Consider the following 23430-nt stretch of genomic DNA (forward strand, 5'->3'; position numbering starts at 1 on the left):
TCGCCGTCGTCGACGAGCTCCTCGATCACCTTGCGCATGTCGTACGGACGGTTCCCGTCCGCCGGCACCAGGTCCAGCAGCACCTCCGAACGCCGCTCGGCCGGATCCTCGCAGGGCACGGCCGGCGGGTTCTCCCGGTTGTTCCGCGGCAGCATCGACAGCAGGTAGCGGACCTCCGCGATGCAGGTCTCCTCGTCGTCGTACGCGAAATGCGCCACACCCGACGTCTCCGCGTGCACGTCCGCACCGCCCAGACCGTTCTGGGTGATCTCCTCACCCGTGACCGCCTTGACGACGTCCGGACCGGTGATGAACATCTGCGAGGTCTCACGGACCATGAACACGAAGTCCGTCAGCGCCGGACTGTAGGCCGCGCCGCCGGCACACGGACCCAGCATCACACTGATCTGCGGGATGACACCCGAGGCCCTGGTGTTGCGCTGGAAGATGCCGCCGTAACCGGCCAGCGCCGAGACGCCCTCCTGGATCCGGGCACCCGCGCCGTCGTTCAGGGACACCAGCGGAGCACCGGCCGCGATGGCCATGTCCATGATCTTGTGGATCTTCGTCGCGTGGGCCTCGCCCAGCGCCCCGCCGAAGATCCGGAAATCGTGCGCGTACACGAAGACCGTCCGGCCCTCGACCGTCCCCCAGCCCGTGATCACACCATCGGTGTACGGCTTCTTCGCCTCCAGGCCGAAACCCTGCGCACGGTGCCGGCGCAGCTGCTCGACCTCGCTGAACGAACCCGGGTCGAGGAGCAGCTCGATCCGCTCACGCGCGGTCAGCTTGCCCTTCGCGTGCTGGGCCTCGGTCGCACGCTCGCTGGGGCCCGCCAGCGCCTGCTCGCGGAGTGACCGGAGTTCCGTCATCCGCCCACGCGTATCAGTCAGTTCCCTCACCCTTTCCCTTCCCGGATTTCCACTGTGCGCCGTGCGGCTGACATCACGCTGAGACCCCCGTTTCAGCGGCGTGGAGCGCTGCTGAGAGGCCCGTCTCAGTGGTTTGCAAGCGGTCTTCCAGGGCCCTCTGCCACCGTGGATCTTGTCCCGGTTCGCACGCCTGGAGAGCCACGGCGTGCACCGTGCGGAAGGCCCGGGGGCCGGGGCCCGGAGGCCGGGGGTGGCCGGGAGGGACGGCCGGGGAAGTACGGCCCGTACCCGCCGATCTCATCGATCTCATCGATTTCATCCGAGTGAAGGGAATGCCCGCCGATGGCGGAGACGACCGACCGGCTCGGACCGGGAGTGGCGACCCTGCCGCACGGCCGGGGCCACGGCGGGGACGAGGCGCCCCTGGCCCAGCGCTGGGAGCTGCTGCTGCCTCACCGGGAGCGGCTGTACCGACTGGCCCGGGTGCGTCTGACCGGCCACCAGGACGCGGAGGACTGTGTCCAGGAGGCGCTGTTGCGGGCCGCCGGTCACCGCGACCTCGACGCGGACCGGGTCGGGCCCTTCCTCACCTCGATCACGCTGCGGCTGTGCGTGGACGTGTACCGGCACCGGGAGCGCACCCGCCGGTACCTGCACCAGCACGCCTTCGTCCCGGAGACCGCCTCGGGGCCCGAGGAGGCGGCGTGCGCGGCCGCCGAGGGGGCGTGGATGCTCCAGCAGGTGCAGCGCCTGGGGGGCAGGGAGCGCGACGTCGTGCTGGCCCGTATCGAGGGCACCAGCACCCGGGAGGCCGCGGGTCATCTGGGGATCTCCATCAAGGCCGCGGAGGGCGCCTTCACCCGGGCCCGGGCCCGGCTGCGCCGCTGGCACGGGGCGAGCCTGGCCAACGGCTGAGCCCACGACCGGCACCGCCGCCCCGCTTCCGGCAGAACGCCGGGAGCGGGGCGGCTTTCGGTGTCCGTACGCGCGGGGCCCGGGTCACGCGCCGATCGCGTGGAGGCCGCCGTCGACGTGGACGATCTCGCCGGTGGTCTTGGGGAACCAGTCCGACAGGAGCGCCACCACGCCCCGGCCGGCGGGCTCCGGGTCCGCCAGGTCCCACTCCAGCGGGGAGCGCTGCTTCCACACCCCTTCGAGGTCCGCGAAGCCCGGGATGGACTTCGCGGCCATCGAGCGGAGCGGGCCGGCCGACACCAGGTTGCAGCGGATGTTCCGCCCGCCCAGGTCCCGCGCCAGGTAGCGCGAGGTCGCCTCCAGGGCGGCCTTCGCCGGGCCCATCCAGTCGTACTGCGGCCAGGCGAACTGCGCGTCGAAGGTCAGGCCGACGACCGCGCCGCCCTCTTCGGGCATGAGGGGCAGGCAGGCCGTGGTCAGGGACTTCAGCGAGTAGGCCGAGACGTGCAGGGCCGTGGCCACCGACTCGAACGGCGTGTTCAGGAAGTTCCCGCCCAGCGCGTCCTGCGGCGCGAAGCCGATGGAGTGGACGACGCCGTCGAGTCCGCCGAGCTCGGCGCGGACCGCGTCCTCCAGGGCCGCCAGGTGCTCGTCGTTCGTGACGTCGAGTTCGATCACCTTCGCGGGCCTGGGGAGCTTCCGGGCGACGAGCTCGGTGAGGCTGGGGCGGGGGAAGGCGGTCAGCATGACCTCCGCCCCCTGCTCCTGGGCCAGGCGCGCCGCGTGAAAGGCGATGGAGGACTCCAGGAGGACGCCGGTGACGAGGACGCGTCTGCCGTCGAGGATTCCGCTCATTCAGTGCCCCATGCCTATGCCGCCGTCGACGGGGATGACGGCTCCGGTGATGTACGCGGCCGCGTCGGAGGCGAGGAACGCCACGGCGGCCGCGACCTCCTCGGGGTGCGCGTACCGGCCCAGCGGCACCCGCTCCACGATCCGTGCCCGCTGCTCGTCGCTGAGGGTCTGGGTCATGTCGGTGTCGACGTAGCCGGGTGCCACGACGTTGAAGGTGATGCCGCGCGAGCCGAGTTCGCGGGCGAGGGAGCGGGCGAAGCCGACGAGGCCGGCCTTCGACGCCGCGTAGTTCGCCTGGCCCGGCGAGCCGAGCAGCCCCACCACCGAGGAGATCAGCACGACGCGGCCCTTCTTGGCCCGCAGCATGCCGAAGGTCGCGCCCCGCACCACCCGGAAGGTTCCGGTGAGGTTGGTGTCGATCACGGAGGTGAAGTCCTCCTCCGACATGCGGAGCATCAGCTGGTCACGGGTCACCCCGGCGTTGGCGACGAGCACCTCGACCGGGCCGTGGCTCTCCTCGATCTCCTTGTAGGCCCGCTCGACCTGCTCGGAGTCGGTGATGTCGCAGGCGACGGGGAGGAAGCCCTCGGCCCTCAGGGGCTCCGGGTCGCCGGTGCGGTAGGTGACGGCGACCTTGTCGCCCGCGGCGGCGAAGGCGCGGGCGGTGGCGAGGCCGATGCCGCGGTTGCCGCCGGTGACGAGGATCGAACGGCCGCTCATCGGCGCTCCGCCCCCGCCCGGGTGAAGGCGAGCACGGCGTTCTGTCCGCCGAAGCCGAAGGAGTTGCTGACGGCGGTCTCCACGGTGGCCTTCCGTGCCGTCTTGGTGACGACGTCCAGCTCGATCTCGGGGTCCTGGCTGTCGAGGTTGGCGGTGGGCGGGATGATCCCGTGGCTGAGGGTGAGCGCGGTGACGGCCGCCTCGATGGCGCCGGCGGCGCCGAGCGAGTGGCCCACGACCCCCTTGATGGAGGTGACGGCCGGCCGCTGTCCGAGGACCCGGCCGATCAGCGTCGCCTCCGCCTTGTCGTTGAGCGGCGTGGACGTGCCGTGCGCGTTGACGTGGTCCACGGCGTCGGGGGCGATCCCGGCGTCGGCGAGGGCCGCGCGCAGGGCGAGTTCGGCGCCGGCGCCCGTGGGTTCGGGGGCGGTGGCGTGGTGGGCGTCGGCGGAGGCGCCGTAGCCGGAGACGTTCGCGTACACGCGGGCGCCCCGGGCCTTGGCGTCGGCGGCGCGTTCCAGGACGAGGACGGCGGCGCCCTCGGCGGGGACGAAGCCGTCGCGGTCGACGTCGAAGGGGCGCGAGGCCGCGCGCGGGTCGCCCTGCCGGCGGGTGACCGCGCCCATCTGGCTGAAGCCGCTGATGATCGAGGGGATCAGGCACGCCTCCGTACCGCCGGTGATGACCACGTCGCACACGCCCTGCCGCAGCAGTTCGCGGGCCATGCCGATGGCCGTCGTGCCGGACGCGCAGGCGGTCGCGGTGACGAAGTTGGGGCCGCGGGCGCCGTGCTCCATCGCCACGTAGCCGGCCGACATGTTGACCGCCAGCATGGGGATCAGCAGCGGGGACACCTTCAGCGGGCCCTCGTCCAGGAGGACGTGGTGCTGCTTCTCCCAGCTGGCGGCGCCACCGATGCCGCTGCCGAGGACGACGGCGACCCGGGTGCCGTCCCAGTCCCCCGGGACGAGTCCGCTGTCGGCGACCGCCTCGGCGGCGGCGGTCAGGGCGAGCTGGCTGCTGCGGTCGTAGCGCCAGGCCTTGCGCCGCCCGATGGCCTTGTTGGCGTCGTAGTCGGGGATCCAGCATCCGATGTGGGCGGGGGTGCCCTCCAGGGCGGGGACCGCCGAGGCGGCCGTGCCCTCGGGGGCCCGTATCGCGTCCCAGGACGCCCGGGCCCCGATCCCCGCCGCGGTCACCATGCCGATCCCGGTGACCGCGGCGTCGAACGAGCGGGAGTCGGGCATCAGGCCGCCACCAGCTTGCGCTCGATGACCTCCACGGCCTGGCCGAGGGTGTCCTCGGAGCCGAGGTCGTCGTCGGAGAGCTTGACGCCGAACTCCTGCTGGACGGTGAGGGTCAGCTCGACGAGGGCCAGCGAGTCCAGTTCGAGCTTGCTGAAGGTGTCCTCGGGGGCGACCTCGTCGGTCTCGAAGCCGAAGTTGGCGACCAGCAGCTGGACGAGGCGCGGGTAGGTGTCGCTCATGACGGTTCTCCTTGGGAGGTGGTGGTCGGTGAAGGACGCCGGGGCGTCAGACGGGGGTGACGTCGGGCCACGTCAGGGTGGCCGCGCCCCAGGTCAGCCCGCCCCCGAAGGCGGCGAGCGCGGTGCGGTGCCCCGGGCGCAGGCCGCCGGCGGTGACGGCGTCGGCGAGCGCCAGCGGGATGGACGCGGCGGCGGTGTTGCCGACCCGGTCCAGGTGGACGGGGAAGCGCGAGCGGGGCAGCCGCATCTGGTCGGCGACCGCGTTCATGATGCGGACGTTGGCCTGGTGGGAGACGAAGACGTCGACGTCCTCGGGCGCCCATCCGGCCCGGGTCACGGCCTCCAGGGAGGCCTCGGCCATCCGCTCCACCGCGTTGCGGAAGACCCGCGCCCCGGACATGCGGAAGTACGGGTCGGCCCGCTCGGCGTGCGCGGCGCGGAACGGGTCGCGCGAGCCGCCCGAGGGGATCCGGATCAGTTCGCTGCCGGTGCCGTCGCTGCCGAGGATCACCGGCCCGAGCGCCCCGGGTTCGTCCGGTTCGCCCGCGCGGACGACGACGGCGCCGGCGCCGTCCCCGAAGATCGCCCGGGTGGAGCGGTCCTCGGGGTCGAGGATGGTGGAGTACGTCTCGGCGCCGACGACCAGGACGCTCCGCGCGGTGCCGGCCGCGATGAAGCCGGCGGCCACCGCCAGGCCGTACACGAAGCCGGTGCACATGGCGGCCACGTCGAAGGCGGGGACGGTGCCGAGGCCGAGCCGGGCCGCCACCACCGGCGCGGTGGCCGGGCAGATGTGGTCCGGGGTGCTCGTCGCCACGATCACCGCGTCCACCGTGTCCGTGGAGGCGGACTTGAGGGCCCGCCGGCCCGCCTCGACGGCGAGGTCGGAGGTGGCGGTGCCGTCCTCGGCGATGTGCCGCTGCCCGATGCCGGTGCGGCTGCGGATCCACTCGTCGGAGGTGTCGAGTTCCTTCGCCAGGTCCTCGTTGGTCACCACCCCGGACGGCAGGTGGGTGCCCAGACCGCACACCACCGCCGTGCGCGCCGCCGTCATCACGCGGCTCCGGACCGGGTGCGCGCGGTCATATCGCCTCCCCGAGCCCCATGTAGGCGAGCCGGGTGTGCTGCATCTTCTCGGCCCACGCCTTGCCGGTCTCCATCCGCTCCTCGGGAGTGGTGTCGGCCAGCCGGCGGCCGGGCCAGGCCTCGTAGTCGCCGAGGAGGTGGCCGTGCTCGTCGATGCCCTTCTGGAAGAGCGTCTCGCGGCGCAGCAGCTGCGCGGTGGTGGGCAGCCGGCCCCACAGCTCGTACCCCTCGGCCATCAGCTCCAGGAGCCGCGGCTTCTCCTCGGGGTGCTTCAGCAGGTGCTCGCGCAGGATGTGGCTGCCGACGGTGAGGTGGCGGATCTCGTCGATGCCGGCGCCGCGCTCGATGTCGGCGGCGGCCGGGTCGAAGACCCGCCACTTGCGCTCGCTGAGCTCGGCGGCGGGGGCGAGGACGCCCTCGACGAGGACGGTGAGGACGAGGACGCCGCCGATGAAGTCCCGCTCGTCGCGGAGGACCCGGAGGCCGAAGTTCTCCAGGGGCTCCAGGATGGCCGCGCTGTCCTCGGCGGCGAGCCGCTCCACGTCGGCGGTCAGCTCGTGCGGGGCGGTGCCCAGCTGGAGCAGGTGGCTGCGGAAGACCATCGAGTGGCGCGCCTCGTCGAGGAGCTGGGTGGAGTAGAACTCCATGGTGTCCTGGTCGGGCGCGAGGGCGACCATGTAGCCGATGGCGCGGGTGGCCTTCTCCTCGGCGATGGAGCGGAAGGCGAGCTCCTGCTTGATCGCCGAGTTGAGCGGGCCCTCCTCGCGTACGACGTCGAGGGGGCGCACCTCGTCGGCGTGGCCGAGGATCCGGCCGCGCAGCGTGCCCTGCGGGACGGAGTTCAGCCAGTACGCCAGGTTGCAGGTGGCCGCCGAGAGCTCCAGGTTGAGCGCCCCGTCCATGAGCGAGGGGGCCTGGTCCCAGTCCGCCTCGGAGGGGATGTGCGGGGAGGTCATCGCTGCGTCCTTTCGGGATGCGTCGGGGTGACGGGCTGCGCGGTGTGCGGGGCGGTGGACGGGCCGGCGTGCAGGGTGCCGGCGAAGTTGACCAGGGGGGCGGCGGTGTTGGCGGAGCCGCTGAGGACCCGTGCCATCACCAGTTCGTGGTCGCCCATGGTCACCGTCCGTTCCAGCCGGCATTCGAGCCAGGAGACGGCGCCCTGGAGCCGTGGCACGCCGAGCGGCGAGGGCTCGGCCCAGGCGCGCGGCGGCAGCTGGGCGAGGCCCCTGGGCCGGCTGCGCCGGGCGAAGTGCTGGGCGAGCCATTCGTGGTCGGCGGCGAGGCCGTTGGCGACGAAGGTCTCGGCGGCGAGGAGGGCGGCGAGCCCCCGGCTGTCCCGGCGCAGCGCGACGCTGACCATCGGGGGTTCCCCGGGGATGGCGGTCAGGGTGGAGACCGTGGTGCCCTCGGCCTCGGCGGGGTCGCCGCAGGTGAGGACCGCCACGCCGGTGACGAAGTGCCGCATGGTGGTGGTCAGGGCGGCCCGGTCGACGGCCGGGACGGTGCCGGGGCCGGTCATACGGCCGTCCGCAGTGCGTCGTCGCCGCGCGCCGGGGCGGGGGCGGAGAACTCCTCGTGGAGCCGGCGGTAGGCCGGGTGGACCTCGGGTTCGAAGCGGAGCGCGAACGGCTTCAGGAAGTTGCCGAAGAGCGCGCGGTCGCCGAAGAGGTGGAGGGGCAGGGCGAGCAGCGCCCACTCGGCGCCCCACAGCCAGATCCAGGCCAGTGCCACCAGGCCCTGGGTGACCAGGCTGTGCATGATGTTGTAGGCGACGTAGTAGCCCTTGGGGATGTCGCCGTCGGCGCTGCGCCGGAAGGCGATGGCGCCGGGGATGTAGCCGATGAGGTCGATGTAGAGGAAGAGGCCGGCGAACGCCCACCAGTTGATGTCGCCGAGGTGGGCGAAGAAGAGCACCGCGGCGACGACGAGCCCGAGGGCGTACTCGGCGCGCACGAGGCGGGCCGTGGTGGGGGTCATGAACAGGTTGACGGTGTCCACGGCTCAGTCCGCCTGGCTGCCGGCGAGCTCGATCCCGGCCGGCGGGAGGGCCACGGCCTGGGCCAGGGCCTCGTCGCCGAGGACGGTGCCCTCGCCGCCGAAGAGGCCGATGACGACGCGGGCGATGGTCTCCTTGATGACCCGTTCGGCGACGGGGTCGAGGATGCCGGCGAGGCTGGGGATGCCGAAGTCGAAGTCGGCGCGGAAGTCGACCACGCAGCCGTTCTCGCCGGCGGTGACCCGCCAGGCGCCTTCGAAGGAGTCGAAGTCGCCGTCGAGCTGGGTGAAGGTGATGGTCAGGTTGTCCGGGTCGAAGTGGTCGGACTCGGTCCAGCGCAGGATGCCGTTGCGGAAGTAGACCTCCCAGTCGCTGGTCTCCTCGTCGGCGCTGATCTCGTGGACGGTCACGGCGCGGACCACCGGGACGAGGTCGGGGTAACGGGCGAACTGCTTGACCTGGTCGTACCCCCCGGCCGGGGTGGTCCCGGGCAGCTCGACGGCCACGTGGACACTACGCATGGGCGGAGTCACCTTCGAAAGTCGGTACGTAACGGGAGGCCTGCTCTCGGCAGGCGCGGTCGAACGCCTCGTACAGGAAGCGCGCGTCGTCGGCGTCGAGGACGGCGGGCGGGGTGAGCCTCAGCACCAGGTGCGAGTTGAGCGAGTGGTTGGCCACCACGCCGTGCTGGATCAGTTCGATGAGGAGGTCGCCGGCGGGGCCGGGGATCGCGAACTCGATCCCGATGAGCAGGCCCCGGCCGCGCACCTCGCGCACCACGGGACCGAAGTGGCGGTGGGCGATCTCGCGGACGGTGGTCAGCATCTCGGCGCCGAGGTCGCGGGCGCGGTCGACGAGGCCGTCCTCCTCGATGGCGGCGAGGGCGCCGCGGACGGCGGCCATGGCCAGCGGCGTTCCGGAGAACGTCGAGGTGTGGAGGTAGGGGTCCTTGTCGAAGGCCGTGAAGGCCTTCGGGGTGGCGATGACCGCGGAGACCGGCAGGATGCCGCCGCCGAGCGCCTTGCCGGCGAGCAGCAGGTCGGGGGTGATCCCCTCGGCGTCCGCGCCCCACCAGGTGCCGAGGCGGCCGAGGCCGGTCTGGATCTCGTCGAGGACGAGGAAGGCGTCGTAGGTGCGGCACAGCTCCTGCACGGCGCGCAGGTAGCCGGGCGGCGGCAGGACGACGCCGGCCTCTCCCTGGACGGGTTCGACGACGAAGCAGGCCCGCCCGGGCATGGTCCTGAGGAGTTCCTCCAGGGCGTCCGCGTCGCCGTAGGGCACGTGGTGGACGCCGGGGAGCAGCGGCCGGAAGGGCTCCTGGAAGACGTCCTTGCCGGTGAGGCTGAGGGCGCCCGTGGTCTTGCCGTGGTAGCCGCCGTGGGTGGCGATCAGCTGGTCCTTGCCCCGGGTGCGGGCGATCTTGATGGCGGTCTCCACCGCCTCCGCGCCCGAGCAGGCGAAGTGCACCCGCTCCAGGCCGGCGGGGGCCTTGGCGACCAGGGCCTCGGCGGCGAGGGCGGCCTGGGGTTCGAGGAAGACCCGGCTGGCGACCGGGTGGCGTCCCAGCTGCTCGGTGACGTGGCGTACGACGGTGGGGTGCCGGGCGCCGGTGATCAGCACGCCGTAGCTGCCGCAGTTGAGGAAGCGGCGGCCTTCGGCGGTGACGATCCAGGGGCCTTCGGACTCGGCCTCGATGTGGCCGCCGAAGAGCTCGCCGAGGGTGGCGCGGCCCTTGCTGAGGTTGGCCCGGTACAGCCGCCCGATGTGTTCGCGGTCGTACGCGGGTGTGTCGGTGGTCGAGGTCATGGGTCGGCTCCTCAGGCCAGCCGCAGGGGCTTGCCGGCGATGTGCTCGACGAAGGGCTCGGCGAAGGCGGAGCGGGACGGCGGGTGGAAGGAGAGGCCGTTGGAGGCGGCCGCCAGGTAGCCGATGTCGCCGCTGCCGATGAAGGCCATGCCGCCGAGGAGTTCGACGGCCTTGCGGACGGTGTCGCCGATGGCGTCCTGGGCGCCGAAGCGGGCGACCAGGGACTTGCCGAGGGCGGCGTTGTCCTTGTCGCCGTCCTCGATCATCCGGGCGACGCCTTCGAGGAGCAGGCCGGCCGTCTCCAGGCGGGTGACGAGCTGGGCCCGCTCGGAGTCGGAGCCGCGTCCGGCGCGGACGACGCGCTCGGTGAGGGCGCTGGCGATGCCGAGGTAGGAGGCGGAGATCAGCATCTCGAACCAGATGAAGCCGACGGTCTGGAGCTCGTCCAGCTCGCCGCTGTCACCGAGTTCGGTCCGCATGACCTGCTGCTCGTCGACGAGCACGTCGGTGAGGCGGAGCTCGTCGCTCTCGGCGCCGGCCAGTGCCCAGCTGGACCAGAAGGGGTGGACGGTGAGGCCCTCGCTCTCGCGGGGCACCAGCAGCACGGCCATCTCGGCGCTGCCGTCCGGGCGGGGCAGCGCGACGCTGGCGGTGAGCAGGTCCATGGAGGAGGAGAGGCTGCACGGCTTCTTGGAGCCGTTGATGCGGTAGCCCTTGCCGCCCTCGTCGAGGCGGGCCTCCATGGAGGGCTCCAGGATGCCGCGGCCGGTCCTGCCCTCGGAGAAGCCGGAGGCGACGAGCAGGTTCTGCTCGACGATGCCCTCCAGGAGGGCCCATTCGACGCCGCTGGACTGGAGGCTGTCGGCGAGCGAGAAGAGCGTGGCGACCGAGAAGTGGTGCATGGTGGTGGCCACGGCGAGCGAGGGCGACGCGGCGGCGAGCGCCCGGGTCACGTCGACGGCCTCGCGGGGGCCGGCGCCGAGGCCGGAGTACGTCTTGGGGATGACCAGGGCGGGTCCGCCGTGCGAGCGGAACAGTCCGATGGCGGGGCTGCCGGGCCGCTCCAGCTCCTCGAGCGAGTGCTTGGCGAGCGCGTCGAGCAGTCCGGGCAGATAGCGCTCGCAGGTCGCGCGGGCGTCATCCAGTGCACGCATGGTTCTCCTTGGCAGAGGCGGGTTGCGGGGGGTGGTTACGAGGTCTTCTTCTCGCGCAGGGTCCGCCAGGCCCCGAAGACCGCGTCGCGCGGACGGGAGCCGGTGGAGATGCTCACGCCCTGGACGTGGGAGGTGCGCAGGATCGGGTAGTTGGCCTCGCCGAACACGCCGCCGGTGAGCCCGGTGCCGCCGTGGGTGGGCAGGCAGGGCAGGAAGCCGATGTGGGAGTCGTTGACCTTGAGCAGGCCGCCGTTGTTCACCCGGGCGAGGAAGCGGTCCACGACCTGGGAGTCCTGGGACCACAGGGAGTTGCGCAGCCCGTAGGCGTTGGAGTTGACGAAGTCGATGAAGCGCTCCAGGAGTTCGCCGTCGGGGGCGGGCTCGGCGACGATGACGGGCAGGAGCGGGAAGAAGGTCTCGTTCGCGACGGCCTCGATCTCGCGGGCGTGCTCCATGCCGCGGACGACGATGACGGTCGGCTCCAGGAAGATGCCGTTGGGGTCGCGGCTCTCGTCCAGCTGCATGGCGTGCCCGCCGCAGGCCAGTTCGGCGCCCTTGGCCAGGGCGTCCTCCAGGCAGGTGAAGAACTTCTCGTTCCGCAGCACGGGCGTGAGCAGGACGTCGGGCTCGTTCGGGTAGCCGGGCCGGATGTGGCCGACCTTGCGGACCAGCGCGGCGATCAGCTCGTCGGCGACGTCCGGGTGGACGAGGACCTGGTTGGGGATCATGCAGAGCTGTCCGGAGCCGTAGAAGCTCTCGGTGAGCGCCTCGGCCGCCAGGTCGATGTCGGCGTCGGACCAGACGGTGACGACGTCGTTGCCGGCGAGTTCGAGGATGGGCTTCTTGCCCTCGGCGACGCAGCGCGCCTCGAACTTGACGCCGTTCTCGCTGGAGCCGAAGTAGATGATGTCGTCCACGTCGGGGCTGGCGAGCCAGGCGGAGAGCATGGGGCCGGGGTCGCCGCAGACCACGTTGAGGGTGCCGGGCGGGGCGCCGAGCTCCTCGAGGGCGGGGGCGACGATCTCCTGCATCACGTACATGACGCCGAGGGGGCCGCTGCGCGGGGCGCGGACGATCAGCGAGTTGCCGCCCATGATCGCGGTGACGCCGAGCAGCGCGCTGGAGAGCGGCGCGTTCTGCGGCGGGTTGAGGCAGACCACGCCGTCGGGCTGCCGGCGCACCTGGAGCCGCCGCTCACCGCGGTGGAACTCCTGGAGCATCTGGGAGCGGTAGAAGGCGTTGGACTCGGGGCTGAAGCACTCCAGCATCCCGGAGACCTGCCACTGGGCGAGCATCAGCGGATGCCCCTCCTGGACGAGGATCTCCGCGATCTCCTCGGCCCGCTCGGCGAGCCGGTCGTGCAGGAGGGCGCCGAAGCGCCCGATGCGGTCGTCGAGGGGGAAGGCGCCCCAGGCGGGGGCCGCTTCCGCGGCGGCGTCGATCGCCTTCTGGACGGTGGCCCGGTCGGCCTTGGCGACCCGGCCGACGACGACATCGCGCCGGTCCTCGGCCGAGATCCGCCCCTGCTCCAGTTTCCGCTTGAGCGTCAGGCTGGTGAAAACGTCGTCGAGCAGAGTGCTGGAATCCAGCACGTATACCCATTCGGCGCTTTCCAGCCGCTCACCCCCCACATAAGAGTGATAGGTGCGCAGAGAATCAGCCTTTTGGGGTGGAGCAGATTCGTTCTGCGACACCGTTCGAGACAGCTGTGTACTGCCCACGGACACTCCTCATCATTTGAAAGCCTATCAGCGCTAGCCTCGCCGACTATGCTTTCAGAGCCCCCTGAGAGCCCGCTTAGATCTCACTGATACAGCCATTTCAGCGCTTCTTTGCCGACTGCTGCTATATTCCCGCACACCCCTAGGCGATATGACGATGGAGTGGGCTGATGAGCCAGTCGATGGAGTCTTCTCAAGGCACACAGGAAAAACTGGAGTCAGTCCTGAAGTCGATCCGGGATTTCGGCGACAATCCCAGCGCCTTCCTTGCGGTCAACGAGGGGAACGAGTACTTCCAGGGCTCCGGCGAGGGCGTCATCACCTATCGCAGGGCGGGCCGGTACTTCATCCAGTTCGGCGGCGCGTTCGCCGACGAAAGCCGGCAGCGCACGCTGCTCGACGAGTTCCAGGCGTATGCGCGGGCCCAGCGGCGCAGGATCGTCGGTATCCAGCTCCAGCAGACGGACGTCGGACTGTTCGCGGACGCCGGTTTCACCGTGAACCAGGTCGGTTCCTCTTACTCGGTGCATCTGCCGGAATTCACGCTGCGCGGTTCGAAGTTCGTGAAGCTGCGCAACAAGATATCGCGGGCGAAGCGCAGCGGCGTCGAGGTGCGCGAGGTGCCGTACGAGGGGGAGATCAGGGAGCGGGTCGAGTCGATCGACCGGGACTGGCTCCGCTCCAAGGGCAAGCACGTCAAGGAGATCGAATTCCTGGTGGGGCAGATCGGCGGCCCGGTGCAGGAACACCGCCGGCTGTTCGTGGCACTCGTCGAGGACAAGCCGGTCGCCTACATCTCCTACTCCCCCGCCTTCGGCAGCCGGCCGGGCTGGCTGCACGATCTGAGCCGGCGGCTTCCCGACGTGATGCCCGGCGTCATGGAGGCCATCAACGCGGCGGCGATCGAGCGGTTCGTGGAGGAGGGCGCCGAGTGGCTGCACTTCGGCTTCACGCCGTTCACCGGCCTCGACCCGGAGTGCGAGGTCCCCGGCCACAGTCCGCTGACGGGCAAGTTCATGCGGCTGCTCGCGGAGAAGGGCGGCTCGGTCTATCCGGCCGCGACCCAGCTGGCGTACAAGGAGAAGTGGGCGCCGCACCTGGTGCTGCCCGAGTACCTGGCCTTCCAGGGCGGCGCGAGCTTCGGGGCGATCTGGCAGATCCTGCGCGTGACCAAGTCCATCTGACGACCGGATCCCGGGCCGGCGGCCCGGGGTACGGGCCTCCCGACCCGGGCACGCGCCGCCGGGCACACACCGGCGGGTACGCGCCGCCGGGCCCGGGGCGCGCGCCGGCGGGCCGCACGGGGGTCGGTCTCCCGTGCGGCCCGGCCCGTCCTCAGCCGACCTGGTGCAGCAGGCTCGGCCCCTGGCGCAGGATCTCGGCCATGGTGTTCTGCAGCCCGGGGCCCGGCTCCAGGCCCAGCTCGGCGGAGAGCCGCTGGCGCACCCGGTGGAAGGTGCCGATCGCGTCGGCCTGGCGGCCCGAGCGGTACAGGGCGATCATCAGCTGCTCGCAGAGCCGCTCCCTGAGGGGGTGGCGGGCGAGCAGCTGTTCCAGTTCCGACACCACCTCGTAGTGGTTGCCGAGGGCCAGCTTGGCCTCGATGAGGAGCTCCCTGGCCATCAGCCGGGTGTCCTCCAGGCGGGCCGCGGCGGTGCGGCAGATCATGCCGTGCCCGGTGTCGAGGAGCGCCGGCCCCCGCCAGGTGTCGAGGGCCTTGGTGAGGAGGGCGATGGCCTTCTCCGGGTCGCGGGCCTTCAGGCGGCCCGCCAGCTCGACGTCCACGATGAACCGGGAGGCGTCGACGTTCTCGGGCGGAAGGGCCAGCATGTAGCCGGACCCCGAGGTCCGGATCACCTTCCGCATCTCCTCCCTGCCGCTGTGCTGCACCAGCGACCTGCGCAGCCGGGCGATGTGGCCCTGCAGGGAGTTCGCCGCACTGCGCGGCGGCTGTTCGCCCCAGAGCTCGTCGAGGAGGGCGAATGAGGAAACCGTCGTTCCGGACGTGAGAGCCAGGGTCGCGACAATGGCCCTGAGCTTCTCTCCCGGAATATCTATGGGAATGCATTGATCGGTTACGGTTAATGGTCCGAGCAGTCCAATATGCACCTTAATCCCCCGCGCTTCGGAACTGACGTGAGAACGTGTTACATTGAACCCGTCCGCACGTATGGAAACGTCAGAAAAGAAAGAGCCAACCATGCCTTTCCGGACCGAGTGGCGCGACGTCGCTCCCTGACGAGCGATAGATCGAACCCCCTGTCGATTCCAGAACATACACACGTGCTGGTTTTGAGCACAACCCCCTTTTCTCTGGGCCGCGATGGGCTCTTTCAGGCCGACAAGGCGAGATCCGGCCAAAATTCGGCTGTTTGAACGTCATATTCCGGCCGCCCAGGCCTGACGTAATCCATCCATAAATCGACAGGAGGATGTATGGCGAAACAGGATCGGGCGTCCAGAACCCGCCGGCTCATCCTGGAGGCAGGGGCGGAGGAGTTCGCCGAACGCGGTTACATGGCCGCGACGTGCGTCGGCATCGCCGCGCGGGCCGGTGTCACCAGGGGTGCGTTCTACTTCCACTTCGCCTCGAAACACGAGGTGGCGAGCGCCGTCCTGGACGAGTGGATGACCCGCTCGGCGACCGGGCGGCCACTGCCGTACAAGCTCGAGGAACTCAAGGAACGGGCGCTGGCCACGGCCCGCCAGCTGGAGGACGACCCCATCGCCCGAGGCAGCTTTCGCTTATGTCTGGAACAGGGACTTGACACGGCGGAACGCCAGCGTCCGTATCTCGCCTGGGCCGGGCGCTATCAGCACCTCCTCGAAGAGGCGGACCGGCAGGGGGCGCTCCGTCCCGACGTCGCCGCCGCCGAGACCGCGGAGCTCCTGGTCGGTGCCTTCGCCGGAGCCCGTCTCGCCGCCCAGATCCTGCCCGACGGGGCCGATCTGGGGCAGCGGGTGATCTCGTTCCTGCGCCATCTGCTGCCGTACGTGGCGACGCCCGAGGCCCTCGACCGCATCGAACTTGCCAGAGAAGCGGGCGCGGTGGGCGAGCCCCGCACGGGCCCGGGGCGGGGGTTGCAAAATGGTGGTCAAGTCGTGCCGGAGAAACGTGATTGACCCGTCCGTCACTCCGGCCCCCACCCCATTGCAGATTCATGCTATCGGTACGTAACCTAGACAAGCCGGTCGTAGGAAGGAGCGCAGGACCATGACTCAGCAGACGGTGGCGAGAAGAACCGGGCGCCGTACGCAGCAGGAGCGCTCTTCCGCGACCACGCAGCAGCTTCTCGCCTCGGCGCGGAAGCTTTTCGCACGGGACGGCTACGCCTCCACATCGCTCGACGCCATCTGCGAGGCCTCCGAGGTCACGAAGGGCGCGTTCTACCACCATTTCAAGAACAAGGAACAGCTCTTCCGCGCGGTGTACGAGCGGGAGCAGCAGGACCTCTCCAGTGCGATCGCCCAGAAGTACTCGCATTACAACGACCCCTGGGAAGCGCTGTTCCAGGGAATTCGGGAATTCCTGGTGGGTTCCATGGAGCCCAGCACCCAGCGGATCACCCTCATCGACGCCCCGGGCGCCCTGGGGTGGGAGGCGATGCGCGAGATCAGGGCCGACTGCCGGCGCATGATGTCCTACGGCCTCTCCCAGGCCCTGGGCAAGGACCGGTACCACCGGCACGAGATCGAGTCGCTGGCCTCGATGATCTACGGGGCCCAGGTGGAGGCCGCGATGGCCATGGCGCACGCGGACGACACCGACGAGCTCCTCGAATCCACCCTGAGCCAGTTCCGGCTGCTCTTCGAGTCCGTCCAGCGGATGCCGTCGACCCTGAAGCCGTGACGCCCGGGCCGCGGGCCGTGCCATGGGGGCCTCCTGGGTGTGCCAGGAGGCCTCGGGCGTTCAGTGCCGCGACGTCGGGCCGTGCACCCCGAGGTGGACGCCCAGCCGGCGGATCGTCGCCGCGGCGGCGATCGCGTGGCCCCGCGCGTTGACGCGCCAGCCGTCCGCGCCGAAGATCCCGGGGTCGGCGTCGGCGGGGTGGGCGCTGAGGTCGACGTGGATGGCGCCGTTGCGCAGCGCCAGGTCGTAGGTGCGCTCCGCGAGGAGCCGCAGCCGCCGGCGCAGGACGTCCTTGGGCGCGGTCCCCGTACTCCCCCTGCCGAACGGCGCGAGGACGACGACGTCGACGCCCGCGTCCCTCAACGGCGCGATGATCCGCGCCAGTTCGGCCTCGGTCGCGTCGGCGTCGAAGGAGTCGCGCAGCACGTCGCTGCCGCCCGCCGCCACCGCCGCGAGGTCGGGCTGGAAGGTCAGCGCCTTGCCGAGCTGCCGGGCGCGCACCTCCGCGGCGATCGGGTCCCGCTGGGCCAGGTTGAGATAGGCCAGGTCCGGGTGGGCCGAGCGGAGCGCGGCGGCCACGCAGTGGGCCCAGGGAGCGTCGGCGTACCCCTCGCACGGCTCCCCCGGCCCTTCGGCGAAGCCGTCGCCCAGGACGACGAACCGTCGCCAGGGCGCCTGCGCGAGCAGCTCCGCGGCCATGCCCGGGGCGATGCTGTAGGGGTCACGCCGCTCGTCGGCGGAGATGGCGTCCACGGTGTCCCACCTTCCTTGTCTGCGTCCTGCACATGGGAATCCTCCGGACATGCCGAAGTCCGAGCTCCTCCGGAAGGAGGAGCTCGGCGGCCCCGGCGGGCGGCGTACCGCTGCGGGGGACAGGCGGTCGCGCGCCTGCCGGGACCGGGTCTCGGGGGAGACGGCGGGATCAGGCCCTCTCGGCGGCGAGGTGCGCGCCGAGCGTGCGGATCACCTCGGTCGCGGTGATCGCCTGTCCGCGCGCGTTGAGGTGGAGGCCGTCGGAGGCGAAGATCAGCTCCTTGCCGGCCGGGTGGCTGGGCAGGTCCACGTGCAGACCGCCCAGCCGCTGGGTCACCGCCTGGGTGAGGTCGGAGAACTGCCGGATCCGCTCCTTCATCGCCGCCCGGTACTTGTCGGCGACGTACGGCGTCCAGGTGTTGTCGAACAGGCCCATGGTCACGACGGTGCAGCCGCGGCTGCGGAGCGCCGAGACCATGCGGACCTGCTCGGTCTCCACCATGGCCGTGTCGAAGTGCTTGCCCAGCATGTCGTTCCCACCCGCCACCACGACGGCGAGGTCGGGCTTGAAGTCCAGCGCCTGGTCGAGCTGAGTGGCCCTGATCTTCGCGGCCCCGAGGTCCCGCACACCGAAGTTGCGGTACTCGAGCTGCGGGTTGATCAGCCGCAGGCCGTCCGCGACGCGGTCGGCGAAGCCGAGGTCGGCGTATCCCTCGACCGGTTCGCGGACACCTTCGACGATGCTGTCGCCGATGGCCGCGTACCGGGCCCAGGGGGCGCCCTGGAGCAGGGTGGTGATCTCCTCCACGGTCAGGACGTGGGGGTCCTCCAGCTCCCTCGTGTGATCCGCGGGCGACTCCGTGCTCGTCATGGCTGGCTTCTCCTTGGGATGGGAAGGCGGTGGTGCCGGGCTAGTTCGCCGCGTCGGTCGCCGGGGTCTTCTGCTCACCGGCGGGCTGCGCGGGGGGCGTGGCGGCCGGCGGGGTCGGCGGCAGCTTGATGGTGAGGCCGAGCCCGAGGAGGGCGACCACGACCGAGGAGCACGCGGCGATCAGGTAGATGCGCTCGAAGTCGGCGACGTCCTTGAGGCTGCCGGAGACCGTGGTGGCCAGGACCGCGATGCCGAGGGCGCCACCGATCTGGCGGACCGTCTGGTTGAGGCCCGTCGCGCCGGCGAACCGGAGCGGCGAGACGGTGAGCGCGGCGGCCGTGGCCGTACCGGTGGTGATGGCACCCATGCCGACGCCCGCGAGGATGCCGAGCGGCAGCCAGTAGGCGAGGAACATCGAGTGGTCGGGCAGGGTGAAGGCGAGCAGGAAGCCCGTGCCGGCCAGGATGACCGCGCCACCGGCGGTGGCGAGCTTGGGGCCGTACGTCGGGGGCAGCTTGCCGACCCGCATGGCGACGATCGTGGCGGCGAACGCGCCCGGCGTCATGGCCAGTCCGGCCTTCAGCTCGGAGTAGCCCCAGACCTGGGTGACGTACAGGACGCCGACCAGGAGCCAGGCGAAGAGCGCGATGCCGTAGAAGAACGCGGCGGCGTTGGCCAGGGCGAAGGTCCGGTTGCTCCAGAGGGAGATCTCCAGGGCGGGCGCCGGGTGCTTGACGGAGCGCCACAGGCACAGGGCGATCAGGACCGGGCCGGCGATGACGCAGACCAGGCTGGAGGTCTCGCTCCAGCCCCACTCGCTGCCCTTGCTGATGCCGAGGCAGAGGAGGCCGACGCCGGCGCCGAGCAGGACGGTGCCGAGGGCGTCCGGGAGCTTGCGCTCGGTGCCCATGCCCGCGGTGCGCGGCAGCCCGGTGGCGCCGTACAGGAAGTACAGGCCGAAGGGGATGTTGATCAGGAAGAGCGAGCGCCAGCCGAAGGTGTCGACCATGACGCCGCCGAGGGCGGGACCGACGGCCGCGGCCATGGCCGCTGCGGCGCTCCACTGGCCGATGGCCGCGCGGCGCTTCTCCGGCGGGGAGTCCATGAGCACGATGGCGAGCGAGGCGGGGATCATCGCCGCGGCGCCGAGGCCCTGGACCGCACGGGCCGCGAGCAGGGCGGTGAGGTTGGGCGAGAGGGCGCAGACCACCGACGCCAGCGTGAAGATGCTCATGCCGGCGAGGAAGAGGGAGCGCCGGCCCAGGGCGTCGGCGAGGCGTCCCGCCGGGGCCAGGAGGGCCGCGAAGACGATCGCGTAGATGGTGATGACCCATGACAGGTCCTTGAACGCGGCGCTGGTGAAGTCCTCACGCAGGTCGGGCATCGCCAGGTTCACGACGGTGACGTCGAGCACCGCCAGGAACGAAGCTCCGGACGCCAGGAGAAGTAACGACGCCGCTGACCGCCGCTGTGGAGCGCCGACATCGGTGGTAGCCACGGGACACACACCCTTTCTTAGATACCGTTGGTAGGAATGTATTGAGCGTCACAGACGGGTGTCAACGCACTCTCCGGGACGTGACCCACATCACATACCAACAGTAGGTATTAAAGCTCGGCCCGCAACTCCTGGCGCGCCGGAGCCAGGACGGACACCGCACCGGGCAGCACGTCGACCGTGTAGCGGGAGGCGTCGCCCGCGCACAGCTCGCCGTCGTGCTCGAAGGTGAGCCCCTCGCCGTCGGCACGCTCGATGACGAAACGGGACCCCCGCTCGTACACCACGCCCGGCTGCCCGACGTGACTCCCGTCCCGGGTCAGCCCGGCCAGCTGGAGCACGTCCATCTCCCCGCCCACCACGCAGATGTCGAGCAGACCGTCGTCGATCACCGACTCCGGCATCAGCTTGAACCGGCCCGCCCGGTAGCGGCCGCCGCCGATGTTCACCAGGACGACCGGGCCCTCGTGGACGACCTTCCCGTCCACGCTCACCCGCCCCTCGTACGGCGTGTACGCGCTCATGACCTGGGCGAGCGCCTGCTGGTACCGGTCACGGCCCGGGACGTCCAGCATCCCGGCGGCCACCGCCGTCGTGTCGGCGACCAGACCCGCCCCCGCGCCCAGCAGCGCCAGGACGTCGGTCTCCCGGATGTGCGCCATGTCCACCCGGCGCAGCCGCGGCCGCCCACCGGACAGGGCCTCGTCGAGGGCCCGCTCCCAGGGCACGTCGGCCCAGATCTCCCGGAAGAACGAGTTCCCGCTGCCGAAGGGCAGGTTGAGCATCGCGGGCCGCTTCCCCCCGGGCTCGGCGAGACCCGCGCGGGCCAGCCCCGACGCCACCTCACGGGTCGTGCCGTCCCCGCCGAGCACGACCACCGCGTCGGCCCCCGAGGCGGCGGCCTTCGCCGCCGTCTCCTCGGCGTGGCCCCGGTACTCGGTGAGGACCACGTCGAGGTGCGGCACCAGACGCTCGCAGTGCGCCACCGCCTCGTCGATCCGCCGGCGATCGCCGACCCCCGCGAGGGGGTTGGCGATCAGCAGGGCGCGTGCCGCCCAGCCCGTGTCACTCACCGCGGCCGCCCGGCTCCCGCTCGGTGCGGCGGGCCGTGACCAGGCCCATGAAGTCGTCGTCGCTGCAGTACGGGTCGGTGCCGCCGTAACGGCGGACCAGCTGGTTCACGCGCAGCTGCTCCACGGGCTCGAAGCCCGCCGCGCGGGCGGCCTCGGCGGCCGTCAGCGGGGTCAGGCCGTTGATGTACGGCTCGCCCTGCTCGGCCACCTGGCGCGCCATCGTCAGCGCCCCCTGGTAGGAGCTGGTGCCGTCCACGACGGACTCGTCCATGTAGTCGAACAGCACCAGGCTGCCCGGCGCGACCGTGTCCGCCAGGTCGGCGAGGGTGGCGCTGCACGCCTCCGGCGGCAGGAAGAAGGTCACCCCGAGCCAGCCGACGACGCACGGCTCCTCCGTGTCGAAGCCGTGCGCGACCAGCTCCTCGCGCAGCGAGGCGCCCGAGGTGAAGTCGAGCGGCACCGAGACGACCGGGGAGGTGAGCTCCGCCGCGGCGAGCGTCTCCAGCTTGGCCCGCTGCGTCGCGGGGTGGTCCACCTCGAAGAACCGCACCGGCTCGGAGCCGGTGAAGCGCAGCGCCGTGGTGTCGTATCCGGCGCCGAGCAGCACCACCTGGCGCACCCCCGCGTCGACCGCGAGCGCGACCAGGTCCTCGAAGTAGCGCTGGCGCAGCAGGATCTCGGCTATGAAGCCGCCGTGCGCGCCGTCCAGGAGCTGGAGCCGGTCCAGGGCCTCCTGCGAGGTGGCGGGCGGCGGGACGGTGACGAAGAGGTGCGCGAAGGTGTCGCCGAGCAGTCGCCTGCCGGGCTCGATGACGGCGTCGGCGGCGCGGGCGCGCGCGGTCAGGTGGGCCGTCTCGCTCGACGTCCCGGACTGCAGGCGGGTGGGCGGAAGTGCGGCTGTCACGGCAGTTGCCTCACTCAGTGTGGGTGCGGGTGGAGGGACGAACACTCCAGTTACGCGGGCCGGCGGCGCACCCCTCAAAAAAGACGGCCCGCCGTCTCGGCGGAGCCCGCGCGCCGCCGAGTCGAGGGGTGCGGGCATCTCGCGCCGCCGAGTCGAGGGGTGCGGGCATCTCGCGCCGCCGAGTCGAGGGGTGCGGGCATCTCGCGCCGCCGAGTTGAGGGGTGCGGGCATCTCGCGCGTAAGACACACGTAGGCACCGGAAACACGGCGGCGAGAGCACCGCGACGACCCAGGGAGACCCAGTGACGACACTCACGGAAGAGCTGGCGGGATGGGCGAGCGCGCTGCGCCTCGACGACGTACCGGACGACGTCGTCGCCACCGCCAAACTCCAGATCCTGTCCCAGCTGGCCGCCGCACGGGCCGGCCTCGAACACCCCCTGGGCCGGCGGTTCGTCCAGGCCTTCGGCGAGCCCCTCCAGGACGACCCGGCCCGCTCCGCCTTCGTGCTCGCCAGCCTCGGCTCCTGGCTCCACTTCGACGACACGGCCTACGCCGGACACCTGTCCAACTCGACCGTGACCGTCCCCCTCGCCTACGCCGTCAGCCAGGGCCTCACCGGGGAGCAGCTGCTCACCTCGATCATCGTCGCCAACGAGACCGCGGCCCGGATCACCGCCGCCACCACGCTGGGACCCTTCCGGGGCCAGAGCGCCGCGTTCACCCACGTCACCGGTGCCATAGCCGGGCGGCTGCGCGGCGAGAACGCCTCGGCGCAGCGCTGGGTGGACACCCTCGGCCTCGGCTTCGGACTGCCGCCCCGCACCGTGCCGGTCGGCTTCCTCGACGGTGACGCCAAGCTCTTCGGCGCCTCGACGCCGGTACGCGTCGGGCTGGACGCCTGCGACGCCTCGGCCGCCGGTCTGGCGGGCAGCCGGGTGATCTTCGAGCACCCGGAGGGCTTCCTCTCCCGCTTCGCCACGGTCCCGCTCCCCCAGGCGATCGTGGCGGGACTCGGCACCCGCTGGCACACCCGCACCACCTCCTTCAAGGTGCACCCCGGCGGCCCCGGCATGGACTCCGCCATCGACGTGGGCCTGGAGCTCCACCACGAGCTGTCCACGCCGGACCGTCCGCTGCGCGCCGACGACATCGAGGAGGTCAGCGTCGAGACCTCCCTGTACACGGCGATCGTGGAGCGGCGCGCCGCCGAGTACCTGCGGGGCCCGGTCTCCCCGGTCAGCGCGCTGGTGTTCTCGCTGCGGTACACCCTGGCCACCGCCCTCCTCACCGGGCAGCTCAGCACCGACGACTTCACCGAGAAGGGGCTCGCCGACACCGAGCGGTGGTCGCTCGCCGACCGCGTCGAGGTGCGCCTGGACCAGGCCATGACGCGCGACCTGTTCCACTGCGAGGTGCCCTTCGGCGAGGCGCTGCGGCAGGCCGGCGCGCCGGGCAAGGAGTGGCTGCGGCAGTTCGGCGCCGGCTGGGAGGGCGACGGGCAGTGGCTCGTCGACCTGGTGGGCGACCTGCCCGCCCCGAGCGTCGACTTCAGCGACGCCCGCAAGGTGACCGGCGCGCGCGTGAACCTCGTCCTGAAGGACGGCCGGCGGGTCAGCCGCGAGCTGCACGTGCCCATGGGCGCCATCGGCGGCGGCGAGGACCGGCCGCCGATCGCCGGAGTGGTGCGGGACAAGTGGCTCGGCACCGGCGGCAGCGAGGAGTTCGCCGACGGGATCGACGGTCTGGAGAAGGCCTCGGCGGACGAGGTGGCGCGCCTGCTCACGCTGATCTTCGACAAGACCGCCTGAGCCTCACGGCCCCGGCGGACGACCGAGGGGAGGAGCCCGGTGATCACACCGGGCTCCTC

At 71.5% G+C, this 23430-nt stretch carries 24 protein-coding genes; 5 read left to right on the top strand and 19 right to left on the bottom strand.

All coding sequences use genetic code 11. The annotated features are described in order from the left end of the window. On the bottom strand, positions 1 to 872 hold an 872-nt coding region (locus ACFQ8C_RS30260; RefSeq protein ID WP_383463513.1), incomplete at its 3' end, for an acyl-CoA carboxylase subunit beta. Between the two features lie 342 nt (positions 873 to 1214). Here ACFQ8C_RS30260 and ACFQ8C_RS30265 point away from each other — a divergent pair. Next, positions 1215 to 1787, top strand: coding sequence for an RNA polymerase sigma factor (locus tag ACFQ8C_RS30265; RefSeq protein ID WP_383463516.1), 573 nt, complete (start codon positions 1215 to 1217; stop codon positions 1785 to 1787). 84 nt (positions 1788 to 1871) lie between these two features. Here the strand turns inward: ACFQ8C_RS30265 and fabI are convergent, their stop codons facing one another. From fabI to ACFQ8C_RS30325, 12 genes are read right to left on the bottom strand one after another with little or no spacing between them, the layout of a single operon-like run. Then, positions 1872 to 2642, bottom strand: coding sequence for an enoyl-ACP reductase FabI (gene fabI, locus ACFQ8C_RS30270; protein ID WP_383463519.1), 771 nt, complete (start codon positions 2640 to 2642; stop codon positions 1872 to 1874). Next, the gene (gene fabG, locus ACFQ8C_RS30275) at positions 2643 to 3362 is read right to left on the bottom strand and encodes a 3-oxoacyl-[acyl-carrier-protein] reductase (protein WP_383463522.1); all 720 of its coding nucleotides are present in this window, start codon (positions 3360 to 3362) and stop codon (positions 2643 to 2645) included. Continuing rightward, positions 3359 to 4609, bottom strand: coding sequence for a beta-ketoacyl-[acyl-carrier-protein] synthase family protein (locus ACFQ8C_RS30280; RefSeq protein ID WP_383463525.1), 1251 nt, complete (start codon positions 4607 to 4609; stop codon positions 3359 to 3361). The genes fabG and ACFQ8C_RS30280 overlap by 4 nt, the downstream gene beginning before the upstream one ends. Further along, the gene (locus ACFQ8C_RS30285; protein WP_383463529.1) at positions 4609 to 4848 is read right to left on the bottom strand and encodes an acyl carrier protein; all 240 of its coding nucleotides are present in this window, start codon (positions 4846 to 4848) and stop codon (positions 4609 to 4611) included. Before ACFQ8C_RS30285 ends, ACFQ8C_RS30280 begins: the two co-directional genes overlap by 1 nt. Positions 4849 to 4894: 46 nt before the next feature. After that, positions 4895 to 5902 carry a beta-ketoacyl-ACP synthase III gene (locus tag ACFQ8C_RS30290; RefSeq protein WP_383463532.1) on the bottom strand — a complete coding sequence of 336 codons (1008 nt, stop codon included), beginning with the start codon at positions 5900 to 5902 and terminating at the stop codon, positions 4895 to 4897. A gap of 28 nt (positions 5903 to 5930) precedes the next feature. Further along, a complete protein-coding gene (locus tag ACFQ8C_RS30295; protein ID WP_383463535.1) occupies positions 5931 to 6890 on the bottom strand; it encodes a VlmB-like protein in 960 nt (319 codons plus the stop codon). After that, the gene (locus ACFQ8C_RS30300; RefSeq protein ID WP_383463536.1) at positions 6887 to 7453 is read right to left on the bottom strand and encodes a flavin reductase family protein; all 567 of its coding nucleotides are present in this window, start codon (positions 7451 to 7453) and stop codon (positions 6887 to 6889) included. Before ACFQ8C_RS30300 ends, ACFQ8C_RS30295 begins: the two co-directional genes overlap by 4 nt. Then, positions 7450 to 7932, bottom strand: a complete 483-nt coding sequence (locus ACFQ8C_RS30305) for a hypothetical protein (RefSeq protein WP_383463538.1) — start codon at positions 7930 to 7932, stop codon at positions 7450 to 7452. Before ACFQ8C_RS30305 ends, ACFQ8C_RS30300 begins: the two co-directional genes overlap by 4 nt. Positions 7933 to 7935: 3 nt before the next feature. Then, complete coding sequence (locus ACFQ8C_RS30310) at positions 7936 to 8451, bottom strand: type II toxin-antitoxin system RatA family toxin (protein WP_383463540.1); 516 nt, start codon at positions 8449 to 8451, stop codon at positions 7936 to 7938. Continuing rightward, entirely contained in the window at positions 8444 to 9736 is a 1293-nt protein-coding gene (locus ACFQ8C_RS30315) for an aspartate aminotransferase family protein (protein ID WP_383463543.1), read from the bottom strand. The genes ACFQ8C_RS30310 and ACFQ8C_RS30315 overlap by 8 nt, the downstream gene beginning before the upstream one ends. 11 nt (positions 9737 to 9747) lie before the next feature. Further along, positions 9748 to 10890: an acyl-CoA dehydrogenase family protein gene (locus ACFQ8C_RS30320; RefSeq protein ID WP_383463547.1), complete on the bottom strand. Its 1143-nt coding sequence runs from the start codon at positions 10888 to 10890 to the stop codon at positions 9748 to 9750. A 35-nt stretch (positions 10891 to 10925) separates the two neighbouring features. Further along, positions 10926 to 12482 (bottom strand): aldehyde dehydrogenase family protein, encoded by a 1557-nt coding sequence (locus ACFQ8C_RS30325; RefSeq protein ID WP_383463550.1) that lies wholly within the window; start codon positions 12480 to 12482, stop codon positions 10926 to 10928. Positions 12483 to 12781: 299 nt separating this feature from the next. Between ACFQ8C_RS30325 and ACFQ8C_RS30330 the strand changes: the two genes are divergently transcribed. Next, positions 12782 to 13795, top strand: coding sequence for a bifunctional lysylphosphatidylglycerol flippase/synthetase MprF (locus ACFQ8C_RS30330; protein WP_383463553.1), 1014 nt, complete (start codon positions 12782 to 12784; stop codon positions 13793 to 13795). Between the two features lie 151 nt (positions 13796 to 13946). Here ACFQ8C_RS30330 and ACFQ8C_RS30335 read toward each other — a convergent pair whose 3' ends face one another. Further along, complete coding sequence (locus ACFQ8C_RS30335; RefSeq protein ID WP_383463556.1) at positions 13947 to 14888, bottom strand: BTAD domain-containing putative transcriptional regulator; 942 nt, start codon at positions 14886 to 14888, stop codon at positions 13947 to 13949. A gap of 159 nt (positions 14889 to 15047) precedes the next feature. Here ACFQ8C_RS30335 and ACFQ8C_RS30340 point away from each other — a divergent pair, with 159 nt between their 5' ends. Further along, positions 15048 to 15734 carry a ScbR family autoregulator-binding transcription factor gene (locus ACFQ8C_RS30340; RefSeq protein ID WP_383463559.1) on the top strand — a complete coding sequence of 229 codons (687 nt, stop codon included), beginning with the start codon at positions 15048 to 15050 and terminating at the stop codon, positions 15732 to 15734. 91 nt (positions 15735 to 15825) lie between these two features. Then, the gene (locus tag ACFQ8C_RS30345) at positions 15826 to 16461 is read left to right on the top strand and encodes a TetR/AcrR family transcriptional regulator (RefSeq protein ID WP_383463562.1); all 636 of its coding nucleotides are present in this window, start codon (positions 15826 to 15828) and stop codon (positions 16459 to 16461) included. Positions 16462 to 16521: 60 nt separating this feature from the next. Here ACFQ8C_RS30345 and ACFQ8C_RS30350 read toward each other — a convergent pair whose 3' ends face one another. From ACFQ8C_RS30350 to ACFQ8C_RS30370, 5 genes are all read right to left on the bottom strand, one after another. Continuing rightward, positions 16522 to 17214 carry an SGNH/GDSL hydrolase family protein gene (locus ACFQ8C_RS30350; RefSeq protein ID WP_383463564.1) on the bottom strand — a complete coding sequence of 231 codons (693 nt, stop codon included), beginning with the start codon at positions 17212 to 17214 and terminating at the stop codon, positions 16522 to 16524. 169 nt (positions 17215 to 17383) lie between these two features. Continuing rightward, the gene (locus ACFQ8C_RS30355) at positions 17384 to 18085 is read right to left on the bottom strand and encodes an SGNH/GDSL hydrolase family protein (protein ID WP_383463567.1); all 702 of its coding nucleotides are present in this window, start codon (positions 18083 to 18085) and stop codon (positions 17384 to 17386) included. 40 nt (positions 18086 to 18125) lie between these two features. Then, positions 18126 to 19592, bottom strand: a complete 1467-nt coding sequence (locus tag ACFQ8C_RS30360; protein WP_383463570.1) for a DHA2 family efflux MFS transporter permease subunit — start codon at positions 19590 to 19592, stop codon at positions 18126 to 18128. A gap of 101 nt (positions 19593 to 19693) precedes the next feature. Then, the gene (locus tag ACFQ8C_RS30365) at positions 19694 to 20656 is read right to left on the bottom strand and encodes a diacylglycerol/lipid kinase family protein (protein ID WP_383463573.1); all 963 of its coding nucleotides are present in this window, start codon (positions 20654 to 20656) and stop codon (positions 19694 to 19696) included. Then, positions 20649 to 21560 (bottom strand): class I SAM-dependent methyltransferase, encoded by a 912-nt coding sequence (locus tag ACFQ8C_RS30370; protein WP_383463576.1) that lies wholly within the window; start codon positions 21558 to 21560, stop codon positions 20649 to 20651. The genes ACFQ8C_RS30365 and ACFQ8C_RS30370 overlap by 8 nt, the downstream gene beginning before the upstream one ends. A 302-nt stretch (positions 21561 to 21862) precedes the next feature. Here ACFQ8C_RS30370 and ACFQ8C_RS30375 point away from each other — a divergent pair, with 302 nt between their 5' ends. Further along, the gene (locus ACFQ8C_RS30375) at positions 21863 to 23371 is read left to right on the top strand and encodes an MmgE/PrpD family protein (RefSeq protein WP_383463579.1); all 1509 of its coding nucleotides are present in this window, start codon (positions 21863 to 21865) and stop codon (positions 23369 to 23371) included. Positions 23372 to 23430 lie beyond the last annotated feature (59 nt).

It is taken from the genome of Streptomyces sp. NPDC056503 (assembly GCF_042794995.1).
Taxonomy (GTDB): Bacteria; Actinomycetota; Actinomycetes; order Streptomycetales; family Streptomycetaceae; genus Streptomyces.